Origin of the sequence: Microvirga arvi (assembly GCF_016892765.1) — a bacterium.
GTDB lineage: Bacteria > Pseudomonadota > Alphaproteobacteria > Rhizobiales > Beijerinckiaceae > Microvirga > Microvirga arvi.
Genome location: NZ_JAFEMD010000008.1, coordinates 63,817 through 81,581 on the forward strand (window position 1 = coordinate 63,817; position 17,765 = coordinate 81,581).

Below are 17,765 nucleotides of genomic sequence, written 5' to 3' on the forward strand. Positions count from 1 at the left end.
TCAGGGTTGGATCCGGTGGCTCCGTGCGGCCTGGTTGATGGCATGATGCCGCATCGGCCGGAGCCTGGATTGAAGATTTTTTCGAGTGGATGAAGGCGAACAGTACCATGCAGGTGACGGAAACACTGTCCCAAGGCTTGAAGCGAGAGTTCAAGGTCGTGCTCCCGGCCACCGAGTTGGAAGAGCGCCTGAACAGCGAATTGTCGACCCTCAAGGACCGGGTCCGGCTCAACGGTTTCCGCCCGGGCAAGGTGCCGGTGGGACACCTGCGCAAGGTCTATGGCCGCTCCGTCATGGCCGACGTCCTGCAGAACGCCGTCAACGAGGCCAACCGCAAGATCGTCGAGGACAACAGCCTGAAGCTCGCCAACGAGCCTCAGGTTCAGTTCCCCGAGAGCCAGGAAGAGGTCGAGAAGGCCATGGACGCCAAGGGCGACCTGGCCTTCACGGTTGCTCTCGAGGTTCTGCCGGATTTCGAGCTGGCTGACCTGTCCGACGTGGCCGTCACGAAGCCGGTGGCCGAGGTGAGCGACGCCGAGATCACCGAATCGCTCGAGCGCATGGCCAAGCAGAACCGCTCCTTCGAGACGAAGGACGGTGAGGCTGTTTCCGGCGATCGCGTCGTCGTGGACTTCGTGGGCCGCATCGACGGCACCGAGTTCGAGGGCGGCAACGGCCAGGACATTCGGGTCGAGCTCGGCTCCAACACCTTCATCCCGGGCTTCGAGGACCAGCTCCTCGGCCTCAAGGCGGGCGATACCAAGCTCGTGAAGGTCACCTTCCCGGTGAACTACATGGCCGCTCATCTGGCCGGCAAGGATGCCGAGTTCGACGTGACCGTGAAGGAAGTCGAGGCTCCGGGCGCCCTGACGATCGACGACGAGATGGCCAAGGGCTTCGGCATGGAGTCCCTGGACAAGCTCAAGGAAGCGATCAGCGATGCCATAAAGCGCGACTTCGACGCGCAATCCCGCCGCAAGGTGAAGAAGGACCTTCTGGACGCCCTGGACGCCAAGTACAGCTTCGAGCTGCCGCCGACCCTGGTCGAGCAGGAGTTCACGGCCGTGTGGTCGCAGGTCATGGGCGACATGAAGTCGAACAACCGCACCTTCGAGGATGAGGACACCACCGAGGACGAGGCCAAGGCCGAGTACCGCAAGATCGCCGAGCGTCGCGTGCGCCTTGGTTTGGTCCTTGCACAGATCGGTGAGAAGTCCGATATCAAGATCTCCGACGATGAGGTGACTCAAGCCCTCATCGAGCGGGTCCGTCAGTACCCCGGCCAGGAGCGCCAGGTTTGGGAGTTCTACCAAAAGAACCCGCAGGCCCTAGCTGAGATCCGGGCTCCTCTGTTCGAAGAGAAGGTCGTCGACCAGATCCTGTCCCAGGTGAAGGTGAACGAAGCGACCGTTTCCAAGGACGCGCTCTTCAGCGACGAGGATGAGGACGGAGAGAAAGCCGGCAAGGGCGAGTAACGCCACTTTAAGCGTCTCGTTGCTTGCATGAATTGCACGGCCGCGAATCTGCGCGGCCGAACTGGAGCAGTGAGACAATGAGAGATCCGGTAGCGCTCTTTAACAATACGCTCGTCCCGATGGTGGTGGAGCAGTCGAACCGCGGTGAGCGTGCGTTCGACATCTATTCGCGTCTTCTGCGCGAACGGATCATCTTCCTCACGGGCCCTGTCGAAGACTACTCGGCCTCGCTGATCGTGGCACAGCTTCTGTTCCTCGAGGCCGAGAATCCGAAGAAGGAAATCTCCTTCTACATCAACTCGCCCGGCGGCGTCGTGACCTCCGGCCTGTCGATCTACGACACCATGCAGTTTATCCGCTGCCCGGTCTCGACCCTCTGCGTCGGCCAGGCGGCCTCCATGGGCTCCCTCCTGCTGACCGCCGGCGAAAAGGGCATGCGCTTCGCCCTCCCCAACGCCCGGATCATGGTCCACCAGCCCTCCGGCGGCTATCAGGGCCAGGTCACGGACATCATGATCCATGCCCGCGAGAGCGAGGCCCTCAAGCGCCGGCTCAACGAGATCTACGTCCAGCACACCGGCCAGCCCTACGAGGCCGTCGAGCGGGCCCTGGAGCGCGACAACTTCATGACCGCCGAGGCGGCCCAGGAGTTCGGACTGATCGACCAGGTGATCGCCAAGCGCCCCGAGCCGGCAGCCACTCCGACCTAACCCTTAAAACCTGGGGACAAATTCCTTCCGGGTGCGTCTTTTTGGCAGGCAATTTCGTTTCTATTGATCGCGTGGCTTTCGCGTGATTGCATGTGGATTCGCTGGGGCAGGGCGATTTGGACGTTCAATTCTTAGCGACGGAACATTTTATTAGCTCCGTCGCTCATACCTTAAAGGTGTTGGGCAGGCAGGGGCCGTCCCAGCACGGATTGGAGATGTGATTATGACCAAGGCTGGCGGCAACGACTCCAAGAGTACGCTGTACTGCTCCTTCTGCGGCAAGAGCCAGCACGAGGTTCGCAAGCTGATCGCTGGCCCGACGGTTTTCATCTGCGATGAATGCGTCGAGCTGTGCATGGACATCATCCGCGAGGAGTCGAAATCGTCTCTCGTGAAGTCCCGCGACGGGGTTCCGACCCCGAAGGAAATCAGCCGCGTTCTGGATGACTACGTGATCGGCCAGGAGCACGCCAAGAAGGTGCTCTCGGTGGCGGTCCACAACCATTACAAGCGCCTGGCCCACGCGACCAAGCACAACGACGTCGAATTGGCCAAGTCCAACATCCTGCTGATCGGTCCCACGGGCTCGGGCAAGACCCTGCTGGCCCAGACCCTGGCCCGGATCCTGGATGTGCCGTTCACCATGGCGGATGCCACGACCCTGACGGAAGCCGGCTATGTCGGTGAGGACGTGGAGAACATCATCCTCAAGCTGCTCCAGGCCTCCGACTACAATGTCGAGCGGGCCCAGCGCGGCATCGTCTATATCGACGAGATCGACAAGATCTCCCGCAAATCCGACAACCCCTCGATCACCCGCGACGTCTCGGGCGAGGGCGTTCAGCAGGCGCTCCTGAAGATCATGGAGGGCACCGTCGCCTCCGTGCCCCCTCAGGGCGGCCGCAAGCATCCGCAGCAGGAGTTCCTGCAGGTCGACACCACGAACATCCTGTTCATCTGCGGCGGCGCCTTCGCCGGCCTTGAGCGGATCATCGCCAGCCGCGGCAAGGGCACCTCCATCGGCTTCGCAGCCTCCGTGAGCTCGCCTGACGACCGCCGGACGGGCGAGATCTTCCGCGAGGTCGAGCCCGAGGATCTGCTGAAGTTCGGCCTCATCCCCGAGTTCGTCGGCCGCCTGCCGGTTCTGGCGACCCTCGAAGATCTCGATGTGGATGCCCTGAAGACCATTCTGCAGGAGCCGAAGAACGCCTTGGTCAAGCAGTACCAGCGCCTCTTCGAGATGGAGAACGTGCAGCTGACGTTCCAGGACGAGGCCCTGACCCTGATCGCCAAGAAGGCTATCGAGCGGAAGACGGGCGCCCGCGGTCTGCGCTCCATCATGGAGGGCATCCTGCTGGAGACCATGTACGATCTGCCGGGCCTCGACTCGGTGGAGCAGGTGGTGATCGGGCCCGAGGTGGTAGAGGGCAAGGCCAAGCCGCTCTTCATCCACGGCGAGCGCAACGATCAGGCCGCCAGCGCCAGCGCCTGAAGGCGGGCGAGGGGCAACCCATGAACCGATCCGTTGCGGGCAATCGACTTGAAACGATGAGCCCGCAACGCCACATTATCTCTTGCGCCGATGCCGTCCGCTCATCTCCCGAGGGAAGGCCCGGTGTACCGGATGCAGCCCATAAAAAAAGCCTGAGCACTCCGGTTGTCCGTCTGAGGTCCAGCTCATTCGAGGGGATCCCCGGACGCAGTGAAAAGGAAGTCGTCTCATGACACAATCGAAGCCACGTCAGCCTGTTGTTCCAGGCTCGACCGGAACCTATGCGGTTCTGCCTCTGCGCGACATTGTTGTCTTTCCGCACATGATCGTGCCGCTCTTTGTCGGCCGCGAAAAGTCGATCCGCGCGCTTGAGGAGGTGGTCAAGGGGGACCGTCACATTCTTCTGGCAACCCAGATCGATGCGACGGATGACGATCCGGCGACGGATGCGATCTACAAGGTCGGCACCCTGGCCAACGTGCTCCAGCTCCTGAAGCTGCCCGACGGCACCGTGAAGGTGCTCGTGGAGGGCGCGAGCCGGGCCCAGGTGAAGGCCTATACCCGTACGGACGAATATTACGAGGCCGAGGCCGAGGCTCTCCCGGACTCGCTCGGTGACCAGGTGGAGGCAGAGGCGCTTGCCCGCTCCGTGGTGTCCGAGTTCGAGAATTACGTGAAGCTCAACAAGAAGGTGTCGCCGGAGGTCGTGACCGCGGTGACCCAGATCGACGAGCCGGCCAAGCTCGCCGACACGATTGCCTCGCATCTCGCCATCAAGATCGCCGACAAGCAGGCCATCCTGGAGACCCCGACGGTCGCCCAGCGCCTGGAGAAGGTGCTCGGCATGATGGAGAGCGAGATCTCGGTTCTCCAGGTCGAGAAGCGGATCCGCACCCGCGTGAAGCGTCAGATGGAGAAGACGCAGCGCGAGTACTACCTCAACGAGCAGATGAAGGCGATCCAGAAGGAACTCGGCGACGACGAAGGTCGCGACGAGCTGGCCGAGCTCGAGGAGAAGATCGAGAAGACCAAGTTCACGAAGGAAGCCCGCGAGAAGGCGATGGGCGAGCTCAAGAAGCTCCGCCAGATGTCGCCCATGTCCGCGGAAGCCACCGTCGTGCGCAACTATCTCGACTGGCTGCTCGGGATTCCGTGGAACCGCCGCTCGAAGATGAAGAAGGACCTGAAGGCCGCCCAGGATCTGCTGGATTCGGATCATTACGGCCTCGACAAGGTCAAGGAACGCATCGTCGAGTACCTGGCCGTGCAGCAGCGCGCCAACAAGCTCACGGGCCCGATCCTCTGCCTCGTCGGTCCTCCCGGCGTGGGCAAGACCTCGCTCGGCAAGTCCATCGCCAAGGCCACGGGCCGCGAGTTCGTGCGCATGTCGCTCGGCGGCGTCCGTGACGAGTCCGAGATCCGCGGTCACCGCCGGACCTATATCGGCTCAATGCCCGGCAAGATCATCCAGTCGATGCGCAAGGCCAAGACGTCCAACCCGCTCATCCTGCTCGACGAGATCGACAAGATGGGCATGGACTTCCGGGGCGACCCATCGGCGGCGCTGCTCGAGGTTCTCGACCCTGAGCAGAACTCGACCTTCAACGACCATTACCTGGAGGTCGACTACGACCTGTCCAACGTGATGTTCGTGACGACGGCCAACACGCTCAACATTCCCGGCCCGCTCCTCGACCGTATGGAAGTGATCCGCATCGCGGGTTACACGGAGGAGGAGAAGGCCGAGATCGCCCGTACGCACCTGATCCCGTCGTCCACGAAGAAGCATGGTCTGGCGGAGAAGGAGTGGAAGATCGGCGACGAGGCTCTGCTCATGCTGATCAGGCGCTACACCCGCGAGGCGGGCGTGCGTAACCTGGAGCGCGAGCTTGCCAACCTCATCCGCAAGGCCGTGAAGGAGATCCTGATCTCCAAGGTCAAGGCGGTCGAGGTCACCACCGAGAACCTGCCCGAATTCCTGGGTCCGCCGCGCTACCGCTACGGCGAGGCCGAGACCGAGGACATGGTCGGGGCGGTCACGGGCCTGGCCTGGACCGAGGTCGGCGGCGAGCTGCTCACCATCGAAGGCATCATGATGCCGGGCAAGGGCAAGATGACCGTCACGGGCAACCTGCGTGACGTCATGAAGGAATCGATCTCGGCTGCGGCGTCCTATGTCCGCTCCCGGGCCGTCGATTTCGGCGTCGAGCCGCCCATGTTCGATCGTCGCGACATCCACGTGCACGTGCCGGAAGGCGCCACGCCCAAGGATGGTCCCTCGGCCGGCATCGCCATGGCGACCGCCATCGTCTCCGTCATCACGGGGATCCCGGTTCGCCGTGACATCGCCATGACGGGCGAGGTGACGCTGCGAGGCAGGGTCCTGCCCATCGGCGGCCTCAAGGAGAAGCTTCTCGCGGCGCTTCGCGGCGGCATGAAGAAGGTCCTGATCCCCGAGGAGAACGCCAAGGATTTGGTCGATATCCCGGCCAGCGTGAAAAACGGCCTCGAGATCGTTCCGGTCTCGATGATGGATCAGGTTCTCCAGCATGCTCTGGTGCGCACGCCTGAGCCGATCGAGTGGGACGAGGCTACGGTTCTCAAGGGTCCGAAGCCTGCCGTAGAGGACGACTCGACGGGGGTCGTCGCCCACTGAGGCACGAGCTTGACGTAAGGACAGGAGCCCCCGAACGAGAGTTCGGGGGCTTCTTTTTGATAAAAACTGTCAAAAAACGACTGATTTCAGCCACTTCGGGGGTTGCCTACAGACAAGCTTTGCGCCAAACGAGTGGTCCCTGAAACGGTGGACCATTTCTTTTTGCGGCCATCGTGATCACTGGAGGATTAGACATGAATAAAGGCGAGCTCGTTGCGGCCGTCGCCGACAAGGTGGGCCTTTCGCGTGGCCAGGCTGGTGACGCGGTCGACGCCGCCATCGAGGCGATCACCGGCGCTCTCAAGAAGGGCGACGAAGTCAAGATCGTCGGTTTCGGCACGTTCGTGGTGACCAACCGCGCTGCTGGCGAGGCACGCAACCCGCGCACCGGCGAGAAGGTCAAGGTTCCCGCTTCCAAGACCCCGAAGTTCCGTGCAGGCGCTGGCCTGAAGGAAGCCGTCAACGCGAAGTAATCGCTTTTTGGCAGTGTTCGGTTGCCAATAAAGGCCAACAACGCTTGCGTTGTTGGCCTTCTGTTTTTATGTCAGGCCTCTCGGGCGGTTAGCTCAGTTGGTAGAGCATCGGTTTTACACACCGCAGGTCGGGGGTTCGAGCCCCTCACCGCCCACCATTCTCCGATTTTAATCTGATCTTTCGGCGATCGCTCATCGGGACGAGTCTCAACGCCAGAGTTCCGCCATGAAAGGCTCAGCTTGAGCCGTGGGATGGAACGCCGCACCCCGAAACAATCCGTTCTCCGGAGGGTTGGACAAGATCCCTCCAAGGATTGCTCCTGAGACTCGCCCGCTCCAGACCACCTGGAGCGGGCTTTTTCTGTCGTCCGCCGCCTCAGCGCATGGTCTTCTGCATCTCTTCGAGCATGGCGATATGCTCGCGGATATGCCCGCGGGCCATCTTGGCGACGTTCATATGCTCGCGGTTCTGCGGGTTCGACTGGAGATAGCGCTCCTGGACCTGGAGGAGGTCGCGGTGGCCCTGCAGCTGCGCTTCCAGGTACATCTTGTCGAATTCGGCGCCGGCCTGCTGGTTCTGCATCTTCTGCATCATGTCACGGGCACCGGCATCCATCTGCATGGGGGGCATGGTCGTCGCCGATGGCTGGCCCGCTTGGCCGCTGGTAGTGGAGCCTGTCGCCGCGGTGGCAGCCGGCTCCATCATGGAGCGCAGAACTTCGGAGAGGGTGGTCTGCTCCTGCACCTCGAAATTGGCGAAGCGCTTCAGGTCCTCGTTGCGGACCTTGTTCATGGCGATGCGGCTCGATTCCAGGGCCACCATGCCGAGCTGCATGGTCTGCTGCATGTGCTGCATGCCGGCCTGACTCATCTGCCCGCCCATGCGGTTCATGGGCATGCTGCCGGATGAGCCTGAAGGCATGGCAGGGGAGGAGCCGCTCGTCTGGGCAAGGGCAGGGCCGACAACAAGCGCGGCGGCCAAGCCGCCGAGAAGGGCACGACGATCCATCAATATCTCCTGCTGAAACATTCCGGCTCGGCCGCGACACGCTGAGGAAGCGCTCGACTCTGGGCCACCGATGGGATGCGAACGTCGCTGAAGTCGGATTGTTTCAGCTGGACCGCAGATGGATCAAGAGCTTATGAAAAGAGGCACGAGATGCCTCTGCGGAGGCCATGTGCGGCCTATTCTTCAAAGCGGCTCGCGGCGTCACGGTCGCGCTCGTATCGCTTCGTGAGCGGAAACGGCGGCAGCCAGGACTCGCGCCGCACGGTCCAGAGTTCGTAGGTTGGCTTCAGTTGGTCAGGGCCATCCAGGGATCCCAGGTTCACTTCGATCTCGTCGGCTGTGCGTGCGAAAACGGGCGAGCCGCAGCGGGGGCAGAAAAACCGCCCGGCATAGTCGCGTGTCTCACCATCGATCGTCACCGCATCCTGGGGGAACACCGCGGAAGCGTGAAAAAGTGCCCCATGATGCTTGCGGCAGTCGAGGCAGTGACATAGGCCGACCCGGTATGGGAGCCCGGACGCCACAATTCGGACGCCGCCGCACAGGCAGCCGCCCGTGAATCGGTCCATGCTGCGTCTCCTATGAAATCAAGCAGGCGGAACCTTTGATACGAACAACACTGTCCATCTCGGGCCAATATGCCTTGGCCGGCGCTTCCCGTTTCATCTTAGCTTAGATGCGAACGATGCCAACCATACCCAAGCACACGGCGTTCGCCGAGGCGGCCCATGCCTTCCAGAAACTGTTGCGCTTCAGGCGGGCAGCCGGATGACCGAACCTTGCGGATGTCTTGCGAGTTTCGTTGGCATTCTGGGGTGCAAATGAGAACGGCGCCCGAGGGCGCCGCATCCAGATCCTGCTTTGTTTTCAAGGGGTTTAATGGTCGGAGCGAGAGGATTTGAACTTTATATGCGGTGCGTCTGTTCAGTGTGTATGTTCATTGGCCGCTTGTCCTTGACGACTCCTGCCCAGCCCCCGCCTGGGAAGAGGCAAGCTGCGAATCAGGGACCGACGCGGAACCCGGCGGGAGCGCGGGGCTCCACGGTTCGCTTCTTCCAAACTCGGCATGAACCTCATGATCTTTGATCCGGATCTTGAAGAGGCGGAGCCGGAACATCGCGATCCCAAGCAGCACGACAATGGCGAGCAGCAAGAGAGGTGACCAGTTCGCCTCAACCAGTTTCACCGCTACTTCAGCCATGGTTGTCCTCCGAAGCGTCGTCACGGTGGTGAACTCTTGTCCTGTACGGAGCCCGTGGCAGGGCCGCGATCAGGCGGTTGGCGGCCAGCTTGCAGTCGAAGATGACCTTCACCGGTTCGGGGCCGATTTCCTCGGCAGGAGCCTCATCGAGAACGGCCAGGCTATCGACGCGATACAGCTGTTGCCCACTGACCACCACGAAGCGGCCAATCCGGTGCCCTGGGCTTGTTCCGACAAGAGGACCGGTCGCGCCTCCCCACCGTGAGGCACTTGCCTCCGCAGCGAAGTGGAGCATCGGAAGGCGACACATGTGAGCCGCCGTTTCCGCGTTGAAAAGGTCATCCTTCGTCAGCGGTCGAGGCTGCCCAGGCTCTTCAGAAGATGCCGCGGTAAGGCGCTTGATGCGGAGGCCGGCGTCCGAAAACGACTTCAGCGCCATCATCTCGCACAGGTCGTCGAAGGTGAAACGGGAGTGCTGTCCAGCCGGGCCGGCGCGCCCGATGATCCCCCGGCGGCGCCAATCGCGCTGCAACGCCGTGGACACTCCAGTCGCATCGCTAGCCTCGGCCGGGGAATACTCCTCCTGCTCCCTCGTAATGATCATTCCCATCACCTGAATCCAATCCGTGAGAACTCTCACGGTATGTAATCACGGCCATGAACCGTGTCAACTCCCACGGTATCGGTTCGCAGGGTTTCTTGCTCAGGGCTCACCAGGGATCAGGCCCGCCTGATCCGCTCCACCCCCGTCACGGCTCTTTCCCTGGCGCAGCCGTGCTCGCCGGCAAGGGCCGCTCCTTCGTCGCTCTACGCCCTTGCCGGCTGTGCGCGTCAGCGCTGGCGGGACGCCGCGACGGCGGCTCCGGGGATCAGGCTCAGTTGACCCCGAATACGGACGGGACGTCCGGGGCAACAAAGGTCCCGAGGCGGCAAGGGCTTATTCCACGGGCTGTGGGCGCAAGGGTCTCCTCGCACTGAAGGAGGACCTTGTAAAATCTGGTCAGTTGCGATTCGGAAGCCAGCGCCCCGCAGCTCTCCTTGCTGGCCGCAAAGAACCTCATGACCTCCCTGCACGCCGACAGTCCCATCACGCACAAGGAAGAAGACCGGCTCCATTACCACCCATTCGCCCGTGCTTTAGCCAAAGGCATCGTCGAGCGGGCCCCAAGCGACGGCTTCGTTATCGGGGTGCAGGCGCAGTGGGGCATGGGCAAGAGCAGCGCCATCAACCTCGCCCTGGAGGCCATCGACGAGTTGGAGAGAGGCAAGGAGCCTCGCCAGAAAGTCAAAGTCCAAACGTTCAACCCCTGGCTGTTCTCCGGTCTTGAAGCTCTCGCCCGTGGCTATCTCTCGCAGCTGGGGCGCGTCATCGATGAAACCCTCGAACAGGGTACGCCACAGGCGACCCGCAAATTCGTCGAGCGCATGATCAAAGGCGGCGCCGAGGTGGCCGGCGGGCTCGCCGCCTTGGGCGCCGTGGCTGTCACGGGCGGCGCCGCGGTCGGCCCCATTGCCACGGCCGTCAAATCGACAGTCACTGGCGCGCTCAACCTCGGCGCGCACTACATCGACACGCGCTCACTCGACGGCATGGTCAACGACCTCAAGGAGCATCTCGCCAAGATCGACACCAAGCTGCTCGTGATCGTTGACGACCTTGATCGCCTCCAGCCCGACGAGGTTCGGCAGGTCCTCACGCTGGTGAAGACCTTCGGCAACCTACCGAATGTCATCCACCTCCTTGTTTACGACCGGGACATCGTGGACCGCGCCTTGGGCACGTCGCAGGCCAGAGAGGACGAGGCGCGGACGCTGCCAACGTTCCTGGAAAAGATCGTGCAGGTCGAGCTCGACCTACCGCCGCCGAGCAGCACCGGCCTCCGGGGGATGACCGTTGACCGGCTCACCACGATCCTTGGCCCCAATCCGCCCATGTCCCAAGAGCATTGGTGGACGGTTTCGCACGTCGCATTCAAGCATTACCTCACGTCTCCCCGGGACGTCATCAGGCTCTGCAACGCGCTTTCGGTGGCATGGCCGGGAGTATCCGGGGAGGTCTATGTTCCCGATTTCGTCGGCATTGAATTGATCCGCCATTTCGAGGATCGGACCTACGAACTTCTCAGGGACAACAAGGCGTTCCTGACGGGCGTCGGTGGGCCGATTGGCGACCAACCCCGCGAGGAGCTGGCTGGGAGGATCAGGGACAGCATTCCGGAAGGACGGCGCGGCGACGTCATCGATCTCTTGGTGCAGATGTTTCCACAGGTCAATGATCTGCTGAAGCCGAGATCCTGGGGCGGCCGCGGGCAGGCCCCTTCCGGCTCCGGCCGACGGATCGGGGCGCACCGGGGGTTCGACGCCTACTTCCGGTTCGCTCCTGCTCCAGACGAGATCACCGTCGAGGAATTGCGGACGCTTGAGGAACGTTTGACAGATGCCGATTTCCTCAAAGCTTCGATCCAAGGTGCGATGGGCCGTCGACGTGCCGCGGACGGCCTATCCTATGCTGCGCCTTTGCTGGAGGAGTTGCGCGCCATCGTGCGCCGGAAGGACAGCCTTGACCCGGGTTTGTTCAATGTTCTCCTGGAGCTGGGTGATGACCTGATCGCTCTGCACGATGAGGTCGAAGACTTCCACACGATTGTCAATCGTGAGCGGCTTGTATGGCTTCTTGAAGATGTCGTGGGCCGCCTGCCGGAGGACACCCGGTTTGGTGTAGCCTCTGCGGCTATCGCCGGTCCAACGGCTGGGTTGCATACGGCTGCCACGCTGGTTTTCGAGCTTGCCCGCCCCTTCAATCTGCCTTGGGCTGGCCAAAGCGATGATGATGGGCAACCACTCCTGACACTTGACCAGGTAGAGCAACTCGGACGGAGCCTGGTCGCGCGCATCGATGCCGCGGCCGAAGACGGAACGCTTGCCACCCGCCCGCAGATCGACCTCGTTCTACGCGTCTGGGCTGCGTTTGCCGGACCAGCCACGCCCCGTGGGTGGGTTGCCTCAAAACTTGGAGAACCCGGGGCCCTCCTCGACATCGTATTTGGGGAGATGGCGAACATATCCTCATCCGCACCACCCTACCGCTACAGGCAGCTTCAGAGGCTGCCTAATGCGGAAGTTTTTGATGTGGAGGCGATGATCGCGGCGCTTGAGGAGCACATGGCGGAGGGGCGGATTGACAATGATGCGCGCCCTGACGTCGAGCGCTTCATCAATCGGGCCAGACGGTTTCTGGGAGGACAGGTTCCAGCGCAGATTGAAACCATAGTTGATGACGAAGATGCCGACGATGACGCAACAGGGTGAGCCGGGCGTGGCAGGTTAATGTCTGGCGAGAGGAGGAGTGCCGTTATTGATTTCCTTGGGTCGAAAACGCTCGGAATGAGGCGGCAGCCATTCGTGTGATGATGGTCGGCGACCACTCACTCCCTACGCCGACGGCATTGGAGGCCATCTGAAGCCCACCTTACGGGCTTCGGACGCCCACGGACGGGTCAGGGCAATCTGGATCGCCTCTGGATCCCCGATCAGTACGACCTGCTTCTCGGCCCGCGTGATGGCCGTGTAGAGCCAAGCCGGATTGAGAAGTACCGTGCGGTAGACCGGCACGATGATGCGCTCGGCTTGTGAGCCTTGGCACTTGTGGCAGGTGACCGCGTAGGCCAGCGCGATGTCGATCAGGCTCCCCTCGGACGCGTCCGGATCCGAAGGTCCCTCGGCCGAGAACGTGATCTCCCGCTCATCGAACCGAGCCACGACCCGACGGGCGCGCTCGTCGGCGGAGACGACCCGGCCCATGCTACCGTTAAAGAGGGCGAGGCTGTAGTCGTTCCGGAGGTGGATGCACGGGTCGCCCGAGCTGAACCACTCGCCCAAATGCCCTTTCACGCAGGCGAGGTTCTCTTCATCCACGCGCCTTCTCTGAAACAGCCGGTTGAGGGTTGAGACGCCGGCTGGACCTTCGTTGGTGGCGGTGACGATCAGAAGATCTGAGCCTTCGAAGCCGCCGAGGTCCGAGGCGACCTTTTCGACGGTGGCGGCGATCTCATCCACGCCTGCCTCAACAAGGGAGACGCCATCGGCCAACCCGGCATACGGCGAGAAGGCCGGCCAGGCCCGATTGCGGATGGCCGCGGCCACAGCCGGGATCCCCGATGCCTCCGTCTGCCGGTGCACGACCGTGAGACGGGCCGTGATGGCTGGATCCTCAACAAGCCGATGGTAGACGAGGCCGAAGGAAATTGGAGGCAGCTGCGCGTCGTCGCCCACGAGCAATAGCTTGGCGGTCTCAGGGACGTGCTGAAGCAGCCTGTAGAGGGTCGAAAGGTCGACCATGCTCGCTTCGTCGATCACGAGGAGCGTCCTGTCCTCAAGCGCCGCCAGATCTTTCAGAGCAGCCTCGATCTCCCGCACTCGGCCCGGCTCCGCATCATGGATCTCGGCCTCCAGCTTCCGGCGCTGCTCCAGTTCGGCGAGCAGCCGGGCGAGCGTCTTAGCCAGCCGCCCCGAGGCCCGGCTCAGGCGCAGGCTCGCCTTCCCGGACAAGGCGGTGAGGACGACCGAGCCGCCGAGGGCCTCCCAGGCCGCGCAGATCACCTTGGTCGTATAGCTCTTGCCGACCCCGGCGCCGCCCTGGAGGCAGGCGACCGGGTTTGCCAAGATGCGGAGGACGGCCAATATCTGTTCCGGGTGCAGGGATCCGGTTTCGACCAGACTCCCCTTCTGGAACGCCTTCAGCTCGCTCCGGGAGGGCATCGCGCCGGCGGCCTGGATCCTGGCCAGCATCGCCGAGACAGCGTCCTCCATGAGGGCGCATCCGGGGAACCGGAAGCCGTCCTCGTCGGGGAGCACCGCGCCGTTCCGGACGCCGGCCTCGACAGCCGTCGAGACAAGCTCCCCGTCTGGGGTGGCTCCGAGCCGCTTCGCGACTTCCGCCCTCAGGGCGTCGGGGTCGATCATGGTATGCCCGCCCTCGGCGATCCGCGCCTTCACCACCGCATCCACCGCCCCAACCAGTCGGCGGCGGTCGCTGCGCGGATCCGTGATGCCGGCCTCCCCCAGAACCCTTCTCCCAAGGAGGTCGACCTTGGGCCATTCGGCCAGTGCAACCAGGCTGTAGGGGTTCGCCTCCAAGTGAGCGACCGCATCCGAGCCCAAGATCCGCATCAGGCGCCTGGCGAAGCGGAGGCTGTCGACGCCGCGGGCGTCCAGCCACTCGACCGTTGCCACCTCCGCGGCGGCTTGTTTCCAAGCGCCCACGGCCATGGCAGCCAGCCGGAGCGCCATGACGGGCCGGTCACCGTCCAGGGCGGCCGCGATCCGGGGCACGTTCTCCTCGCTGCTCAGGATGGCGCCGAGATCGTGCCCGTCCTCCGCGAAGGCGGCCCAGAGCCGCCGGGCGCGCTCCGGGCCGATCCCGGGCACCTGGCCGGCGATGAAGTCCTGGATGAGGCGGCCTGAGGATTTCCGGCGGATGCACCGGGAGGCCTCCATCTGCTCCCCATACTTGCTTGTCTGGAAATCGCCCTCGACCTCCCAGAGCTCGCCTATTGATGGGACGCCAGGCAGAACCTTGGACAGAGCACGGATCCTGATGCGCGTGCCATGCCGTGGATGCTCCTCGTCCTCGACGGTACCGGAGAAGATGCAGCCGATGGCGTTCTCGCTGACGATCCGCTGGACGACCACCCGCATCAGGTGACATCCCCCGTGCGGACGACCATCCCTGTCTCCTGAAGCAGGCGAAGCTGCTCGGTCAGGGACAGGATCTGGAGGCGTTGGCGCTCGATCACCGCCTCGCGTTCCGCCAAAAGGCGGGCGTGGTCGTCACGCTCGCCCTGGGCTCGGACGAGGCGGTCTTTGACGGCCTTGTCGGCCACGTCGGACAACGCCCGGCTTCCGATGGGCTTTACGCCCTGGCGGGCGGCGATGGCGTTCACGAGCGCGGCCAGGGACGGCTTCTTGTAGAAATGTTGCTCTTGGGCTCGCGGCAACCCACAGACCGTTACGGCGAGCTCCCGGACATTGACCTTGCCGTCATCGGTCAGCGGCAGGGTCGGGCGACGGTTGCCCTCAGGCTGGGCATGCCACCGAGCATCGAGTTCTTCGAGCTTCTCCGAGACCAGCGGCTCCAGCGTTTCCAGGATGGACCGACGCGCCATCAGTTCTCATCTCCTTTATCGCGTACCACGGTGCTCCGACCGACGATCTGGTTCGGATGCGACCGGCGCAATTCGATGAGTTTCCCTTTGCGCCCAGCCTTGGCGAGCTTCTTCTGCAAGTCCCAGGCCACGTTGATCGCATCCTGCAGCCTCGTTGCCAGCACGGCTTTCTCGGATTTCAGGATTGCGTTCTCCCGGCGCAGGTCGCCGATGATCTCCCGTGCATGCTTGCGGGGCGCTTTCGGATTTTCATTGACCACGGCAACTTCCGCTGCCGCTAACACCTCGGCACGGATCTGGGGGTAAGCGCACTTGTTCGAACCGATGAGGGTGCGGCTGCGGCGGGCCTCCTTCGCAACGGTCGCAACATTGATGCGCAGTTTTCCTTCCTCCTTCAGCTTTCGGAGATCAGGATGGATCGGGCTGCCCCTCCTCAGCCGGTTGAGGGCGTCAAGAAGATCTCGGGCTGCGTCGTCCGACTTGGCAATCGGGCTCTCAGGAAGACGCGGCATGCTCCCTCCGGTTTCTCTTGGTTCCACTGATCATGCTCAGCCTTCTCAGGATGGTCTCTGAGGTGCGGACGCGTTCGGCCGCCACAGCCGCCGCAGCCCTATCTCCTGCGGCGAGGTTTTCGGTGTGCAGGACGATGTTGTCGGCGTGTCGCTTGGCCCAGAAATCGACGTGGACCTCGGAGATGAGGAGGTTGGAGCAGCTGCAGCACACGTTTGGCTGCCGTTGACCATAATGAGGCTGCCTTGCCTGTAGGTCGAAATCGCCCTTGGCCTGGTGATGGCAGCGGGCCGTCTCCGCCCGGAACAGACACTTGCCCCAATCCGCGGGCCATACCCGGACATCATCATCCCTGAGGGTTTCGGCCAGACGTTCGATCTTTTGCTCGTCAGTGCCCTCGCTGCCGATGAGAGCCTGGATTTGTAGGGCTTGGGCTTCGACCTTTTCGGCCATCTTTCCGGCAAACGCCGCCGTGTCGTTGATGGCCTCGAACAGGAACCGGGCAGCTTCGCGGGTGGCGACGTCGTTCATGACGCCCAAGAGCGCCGCGTCATTGCCGAGATAGCCCTGCTCAGTCATGGCCAGGGACATGTGCTTGAAATGGTCCGAGACCGCCGGCAGAAGCCTCCCGTCGGAGCCGACGATGTAGAGGCAGAAGGACTTGCGCCACTGGTGCGTCGTCAAGTTCCAGGACTGGTAACCTGCCGGCAGGTTCACAAAGTGTCGAACGAACTCCTTCTGACCATCACGGAGGCTGTCACTCAGGATCCGGCTCACGTTGCCGTTGCTTCGTGGCATGCCTTGGGACTGGCCTAGGGTCACGATCAGGTCATCGGTCTCGCCTAGGGGTCGCCAAGGGGCATAGAGATTCTGAAGTACAGCGAGCGCTCGGACGGGTGGGGGCACATACTCCGTTCCGGCTGGACGGGATCCCGCCACCCACTCCACCTCGTCCCACTGATCCCGCTGCTTGAACAGGCGGCCCTTGATATAGAAAATCTCATTCAACCCGCTCAGAGAAGGGCGCACCTCGATGCAACTCGGCCAAGCACCAGGGTGGTGTGCGGCTCCAGCCTTCAGGCCCGCTATCTCGCTGATCCGAAGACCGACCAAGCCTTGCACAACGATCACGCAGGCATCCCGCAGGTCTTGGATCAGCCGCCGGTACCGCTGCAGGGGCGCTCTCTTTCTGTCGACGGTTCCCAGTTTGACAAACCAGCGCGTTTCGGAGCCATCGGCCAAGCCGGGGTGCCATGGACGGCCAAGAGAACCACCATCGTCGAACCGGAAGCGCTCCAAGACCTTGTTCAGGTGATAGCTGTAAGAGTTCGACCGGTTCTGTTGCGACCGCTCATTCGCGGAGGCGAACTGCTCTCCCAAGCGCGCAAGGTCCCGGGCTGGGGCCTCTAACCAGGAAAGAGCTTCGCTCATCACGGCGGTGAAGACGGGATCCGGAACGGGAGGGATGAACCCGGCAACCTTGCGGGACAATTCATCGGCTACCTCCTGGGCCGCGCGGCCGCCAAACGGGTGCCGTCGCATCACAGCCGCCGGGTCGCTTGCGAAGAGCGGGGACTGCTCATGGATGCGGACAAGGACATCGAGATACCGAGCCAACGTCTCAGCCGTTATGCCTTCGTCATCGTCGCTCGCCGCCTTTTCGCGCGCGAGATGGTCGCAGAACTCCTCCGCGGCGTCTTCGTCCAATTCGGCAAACGTCCGGTAGCCTTCCAGCGCCATCCAGCGCAGGAGATACCTCACGCCGGTAAACAGGCTGCCCAGGCCGGTGTCCTTGGGGTTCTTTCCCCGCTGACTGTCGACCCGAATGGACCAGAGCAGACGTCTGCCGAGTTCGAGCAGTTCACTCCATTGGGCGTCGGTCGACATGCTCCCGTCGAACATCTCGAAGCTCCAGATGAGCGCGATGTCCTTCTTGCCGGCAGTGGTGGATTTGAACCGCCAAATTGGTTCGCCCCAGAGACTGAGGTCGGAAACAGGTCTGCTCGCGGCATCCCCCGGCGTCAGCAGATGGAGGGTTCGTTCGGTAAGGCGGGCTGATCGTGTGGCCATGGCGG

General features: G+C 62.9%; 14 protein-coding genes and 1 tRNA gene. 7 read left to right on the top strand and 8 right to left on the bottom strand.

Annotated elements, in window-relative coordinates; all coding sequences use genetic code 11:
- The first annotated feature begins 107 nt into the window (after positions 1 to 107).
- The 6 genes from tig (at position 108) to ILT44_RS06965 (ending at position 6,964) form a co-directional block, all read left to right on the top strand.
- The gene (gene tig, locus ILT44_RS06940) at positions 108 to 1,475 is read left to right on the top strand and encodes a trigger factor (protein WP_239467977.1); all 1,368 of its coding nucleotides are present in this window, start codon (positions 108 to 110) and stop codon (positions 1,473 to 1,475) included.
- 77 nt (positions 1,476 to 1,552) lie between these two features.
- Positions 1,553 to 2,185, top strand: a complete 633-nt coding sequence (locus ILT44_RS06945) for an ATP-dependent Clp protease proteolytic subunit (protein WP_204238849.1) — start codon at positions 1,553 to 1,555, stop codon at positions 2,183 to 2,185.
- Positions 2,186 to 2,408: 223 nt separating this feature from the next.
- A complete protein-coding gene (gene clpX / locus ILT44_RS06950; RefSeq protein ID WP_196265508.1) occupies positions 2,409 to 3,677 on the top strand; it encodes an ATP-dependent Clp protease ATP-binding subunit ClpX in 1,269 nt (422 codons plus the stop codon).
- A gap of 229 nt (positions 3,678 to 3,906) precedes the next feature.
- Positions 3,907 to 6,333, top strand: coding sequence for an endopeptidase La (gene lon / locus ILT44_RS06955; protein WP_204238850.1), 2,427 nt, complete (start codon positions 3,907 to 3,909; stop codon positions 6,331 to 6,333).
- 194 nt (positions 6,334 to 6,527) lie between these two features.
- A complete protein-coding gene (locus tag ILT44_RS06960) occupies positions 6,528 to 6,806 on the top strand; it encodes an HU family DNA-binding protein (RefSeq protein WP_204238851.1) in 279 nt (92 codons plus the stop codon).
- A gap of 82 nt (positions 6,807 to 6,888) precedes the next feature.
- Positions 6,889 to 6,964 (top strand) — tRNA-Val (locus ILT44_RS06965).
- Positions 6,965 to 7,182: 218 nt separating this feature from the next.
- Here ILT44_RS06965 and ILT44_RS06970 read toward each other — a convergent pair.
- The 4 genes from ILT44_RS06970 to ILT44_RS06985 all read right to left on the bottom strand — a co-directional run bounded on the left by ILT44_RS06970 (position 7,183) and on the right by ILT44_RS06985 (position 9,620).
- Positions 7,183 to 7,815: a DUF4142 domain-containing protein gene (locus ILT44_RS06970; RefSeq protein WP_204238852.1), complete on the bottom strand. Its 633-nt coding sequence runs from the start codon at positions 7,813 to 7,815 to the stop codon at positions 7,183 to 7,185.
- Between the two features lie 176 nt (positions 7,816 to 7,991).
- Positions 7,992 to 8,384, bottom strand: coding sequence for a GFA family protein (locus tag ILT44_RS06975; protein ID WP_204238853.1), 393 nt, complete (start codon positions 8,382 to 8,384; stop codon positions 7,992 to 7,994).
- A gap of 368 nt (positions 8,385 to 8,752) precedes the next feature.
- Positions 8,753 to 9,016: a hypothetical protein gene (locus ILT44_RS06980; protein WP_204238854.1), complete on the bottom strand. Its 264-nt coding sequence runs from the start codon at positions 9,014 to 9,016 to the stop codon at positions 8,753 to 8,755.
- Positions 9,009 to 9,620 (bottom strand): MerR family transcriptional regulator, encoded by a 612-nt coding sequence (locus ILT44_RS06985; protein WP_204238855.1) that lies wholly within the window; start codon positions 9,618 to 9,620, stop codon positions 9,009 to 9,011. Before ILT44_RS06985 ends, ILT44_RS06980 begins: the two co-directional genes overlap by 8 nt.
- Before the next feature lie 455 nt (positions 9,621 to 10,075).
- On the opposite strand from ILT44_RS06985, the gene ILT44_RS06990 reads away from it, so the two are divergent.
- Positions 10,076 to 12,325 carry a KAP family P-loop NTPase fold protein gene (locus tag ILT44_RS06990; RefSeq protein ID WP_204238856.1) on the top strand — a complete coding sequence of 750 codons (2,250 nt, stop codon included), beginning with the start codon at positions 10,076 to 10,078 and terminating at the stop codon, positions 12,323 to 12,325.
- Positions 12,326 to 12,448: 123 nt separating this feature from the next.
- On the opposite strand, the gene ILT44_RS06995 is transcribed toward ILT44_RS06990, so the two are convergent.
- From ILT44_RS06995 to ILT44_RS07010, 4 genes are read right to left on the bottom strand one after another with little or no spacing between them, the layout of a single operon-like run.
- Positions 12,449 to 14,713, bottom strand: a complete 2,265-nt coding sequence (locus ILT44_RS06995) for an AAA family ATPase (protein ID WP_204238857.1) — start codon at positions 14,711 to 14,713, stop codon at positions 12,449 to 12,451.
- Positions 14,713 to 15,180, bottom strand: a complete 468-nt coding sequence (locus ILT44_RS07000; RefSeq protein ID WP_204238858.1) for a hypothetical protein — start codon at positions 15,178 to 15,180, stop codon at positions 14,713 to 14,715. The genes ILT44_RS06995 and ILT44_RS07000 overlap by 1 nt, the downstream gene beginning before the upstream one ends.
- Positions 15,180 to 15,692, bottom strand: a complete 513-nt coding sequence (locus ILT44_RS07005; RefSeq protein WP_204238859.1) for a hypothetical protein — start codon at positions 15,690 to 15,692, stop codon at positions 15,180 to 15,182. The genes ILT44_RS07000 and ILT44_RS07005 overlap by 1 nt, the downstream gene beginning before the upstream one ends.
- Positions 15,676 to 17,760: a hypothetical protein gene (locus tag ILT44_RS07010; RefSeq protein WP_204238860.1), complete on the bottom strand. Its 2,085-nt coding sequence runs from the start codon at positions 17,758 to 17,760 to the stop codon at positions 15,676 to 15,678. The genes ILT44_RS07005 and ILT44_RS07010 overlap by 17 nt, the downstream gene beginning before the upstream one ends.
- Positions 17,761 to 17,765: the final 5 nt, after the last annotated feature.

What these genes read in the sequence shown, in the direction of transcription:
- tig (WP_239467977.1), top strand. Translation starts at nt 108, where the DNA reads ATGCAGGTGACGGAAACACTGTCCCAAGGCTTGAAGCGAGAGTTCAAG.
- ILT44_RS06945 (WP_204238849.1), top strand. Translation starts at nt 1,553, where the DNA reads ATGAGAGATCCGGTAGCGCTCTTTAACAATACGCTCGTCCCGATGGTG.
- clpX (WP_196265508.1), top strand. Translation starts at nt 2,409, where the DNA reads ATGACCAAGGCTGGCGGCAACGACTCCAAGAGTACGCTGTACTGCTCC.
- lon (WP_204238850.1), top strand. Translation starts at nt 3,907, where the DNA reads ATGACACAATCGAAGCCACGTCAGCCTGTTGTTCCAGGCTCGACCGGA.
- ILT44_RS06960 (WP_204238851.1), top strand. Translation starts at nt 6,528, where the DNA reads ATGAATAAAGGCGAGCTCGTTGCGGCCGTCGCCGACAAGGTGGGCCTT.
- ILT44_RS06970 (WP_204238852.1), bottom strand. Translation starts at nt 7,815, where the DNA reads ATGGATCGTCGTGCCCTTCTCGGCGGCTTGGCCGCCGCGCTTGTTGTC.
- ILT44_RS06975 (WP_204238853.1), bottom strand. Translation starts at nt 8,384, where the DNA reads ATGGACCGATTCACGGGCGGCTGCCTGTGCGGCGGCGTCCGAATTGTG.
- ILT44_RS06980 (WP_204238854.1), bottom strand. Translation starts at nt 9,016, where the DNA reads ATGGCTGAAGTAGCGGTGAAACTGGTTGAGGCGAACTGGTCACCTCTC.
- ILT44_RS06985 (WP_204238855.1), bottom strand. Translation starts at nt 9,620, where the DNA reads ATGATCATTACGAGGGAGCAGGAGGAGTATTCCCCGGCCGAGGCTAGC.
- ILT44_RS06990 (WP_204238856.1), top strand. Translation starts at nt 10,076, where the DNA reads ATGACCTCCCTGCACGCCGACAGTCCCATCACGCACAAGGAAGAAGAC.
- ILT44_RS06995 (WP_204238857.1), bottom strand. Translation starts at nt 14,713, where the DNA reads ATGCGGGTGGTCGTCCAGCGGATCGTCAGCGAGAACGCCATCGGCTGC.
- ILT44_RS07000 (WP_204238858.1), bottom strand. Translation starts at nt 15,180, where the DNA reads ATGGCGCGTCGGTCCATCCTGGAAACGCTGGAGCCGCTGGTCTCGGAG.
- ILT44_RS07005 (WP_204238859.1), bottom strand. Translation starts at nt 15,692, where the DNA reads ATGCCGCGTCTTCCTGAGAGCCCGATTGCCAAGTCGGACGACGCAGCC.
- ILT44_RS07010 (WP_204238860.1), bottom strand. Translation starts at nt 17,760, where the DNA reads ATGGCCACACGATCAGCCCGCCTTACCGAACGAACCCTCCATCTGCTG.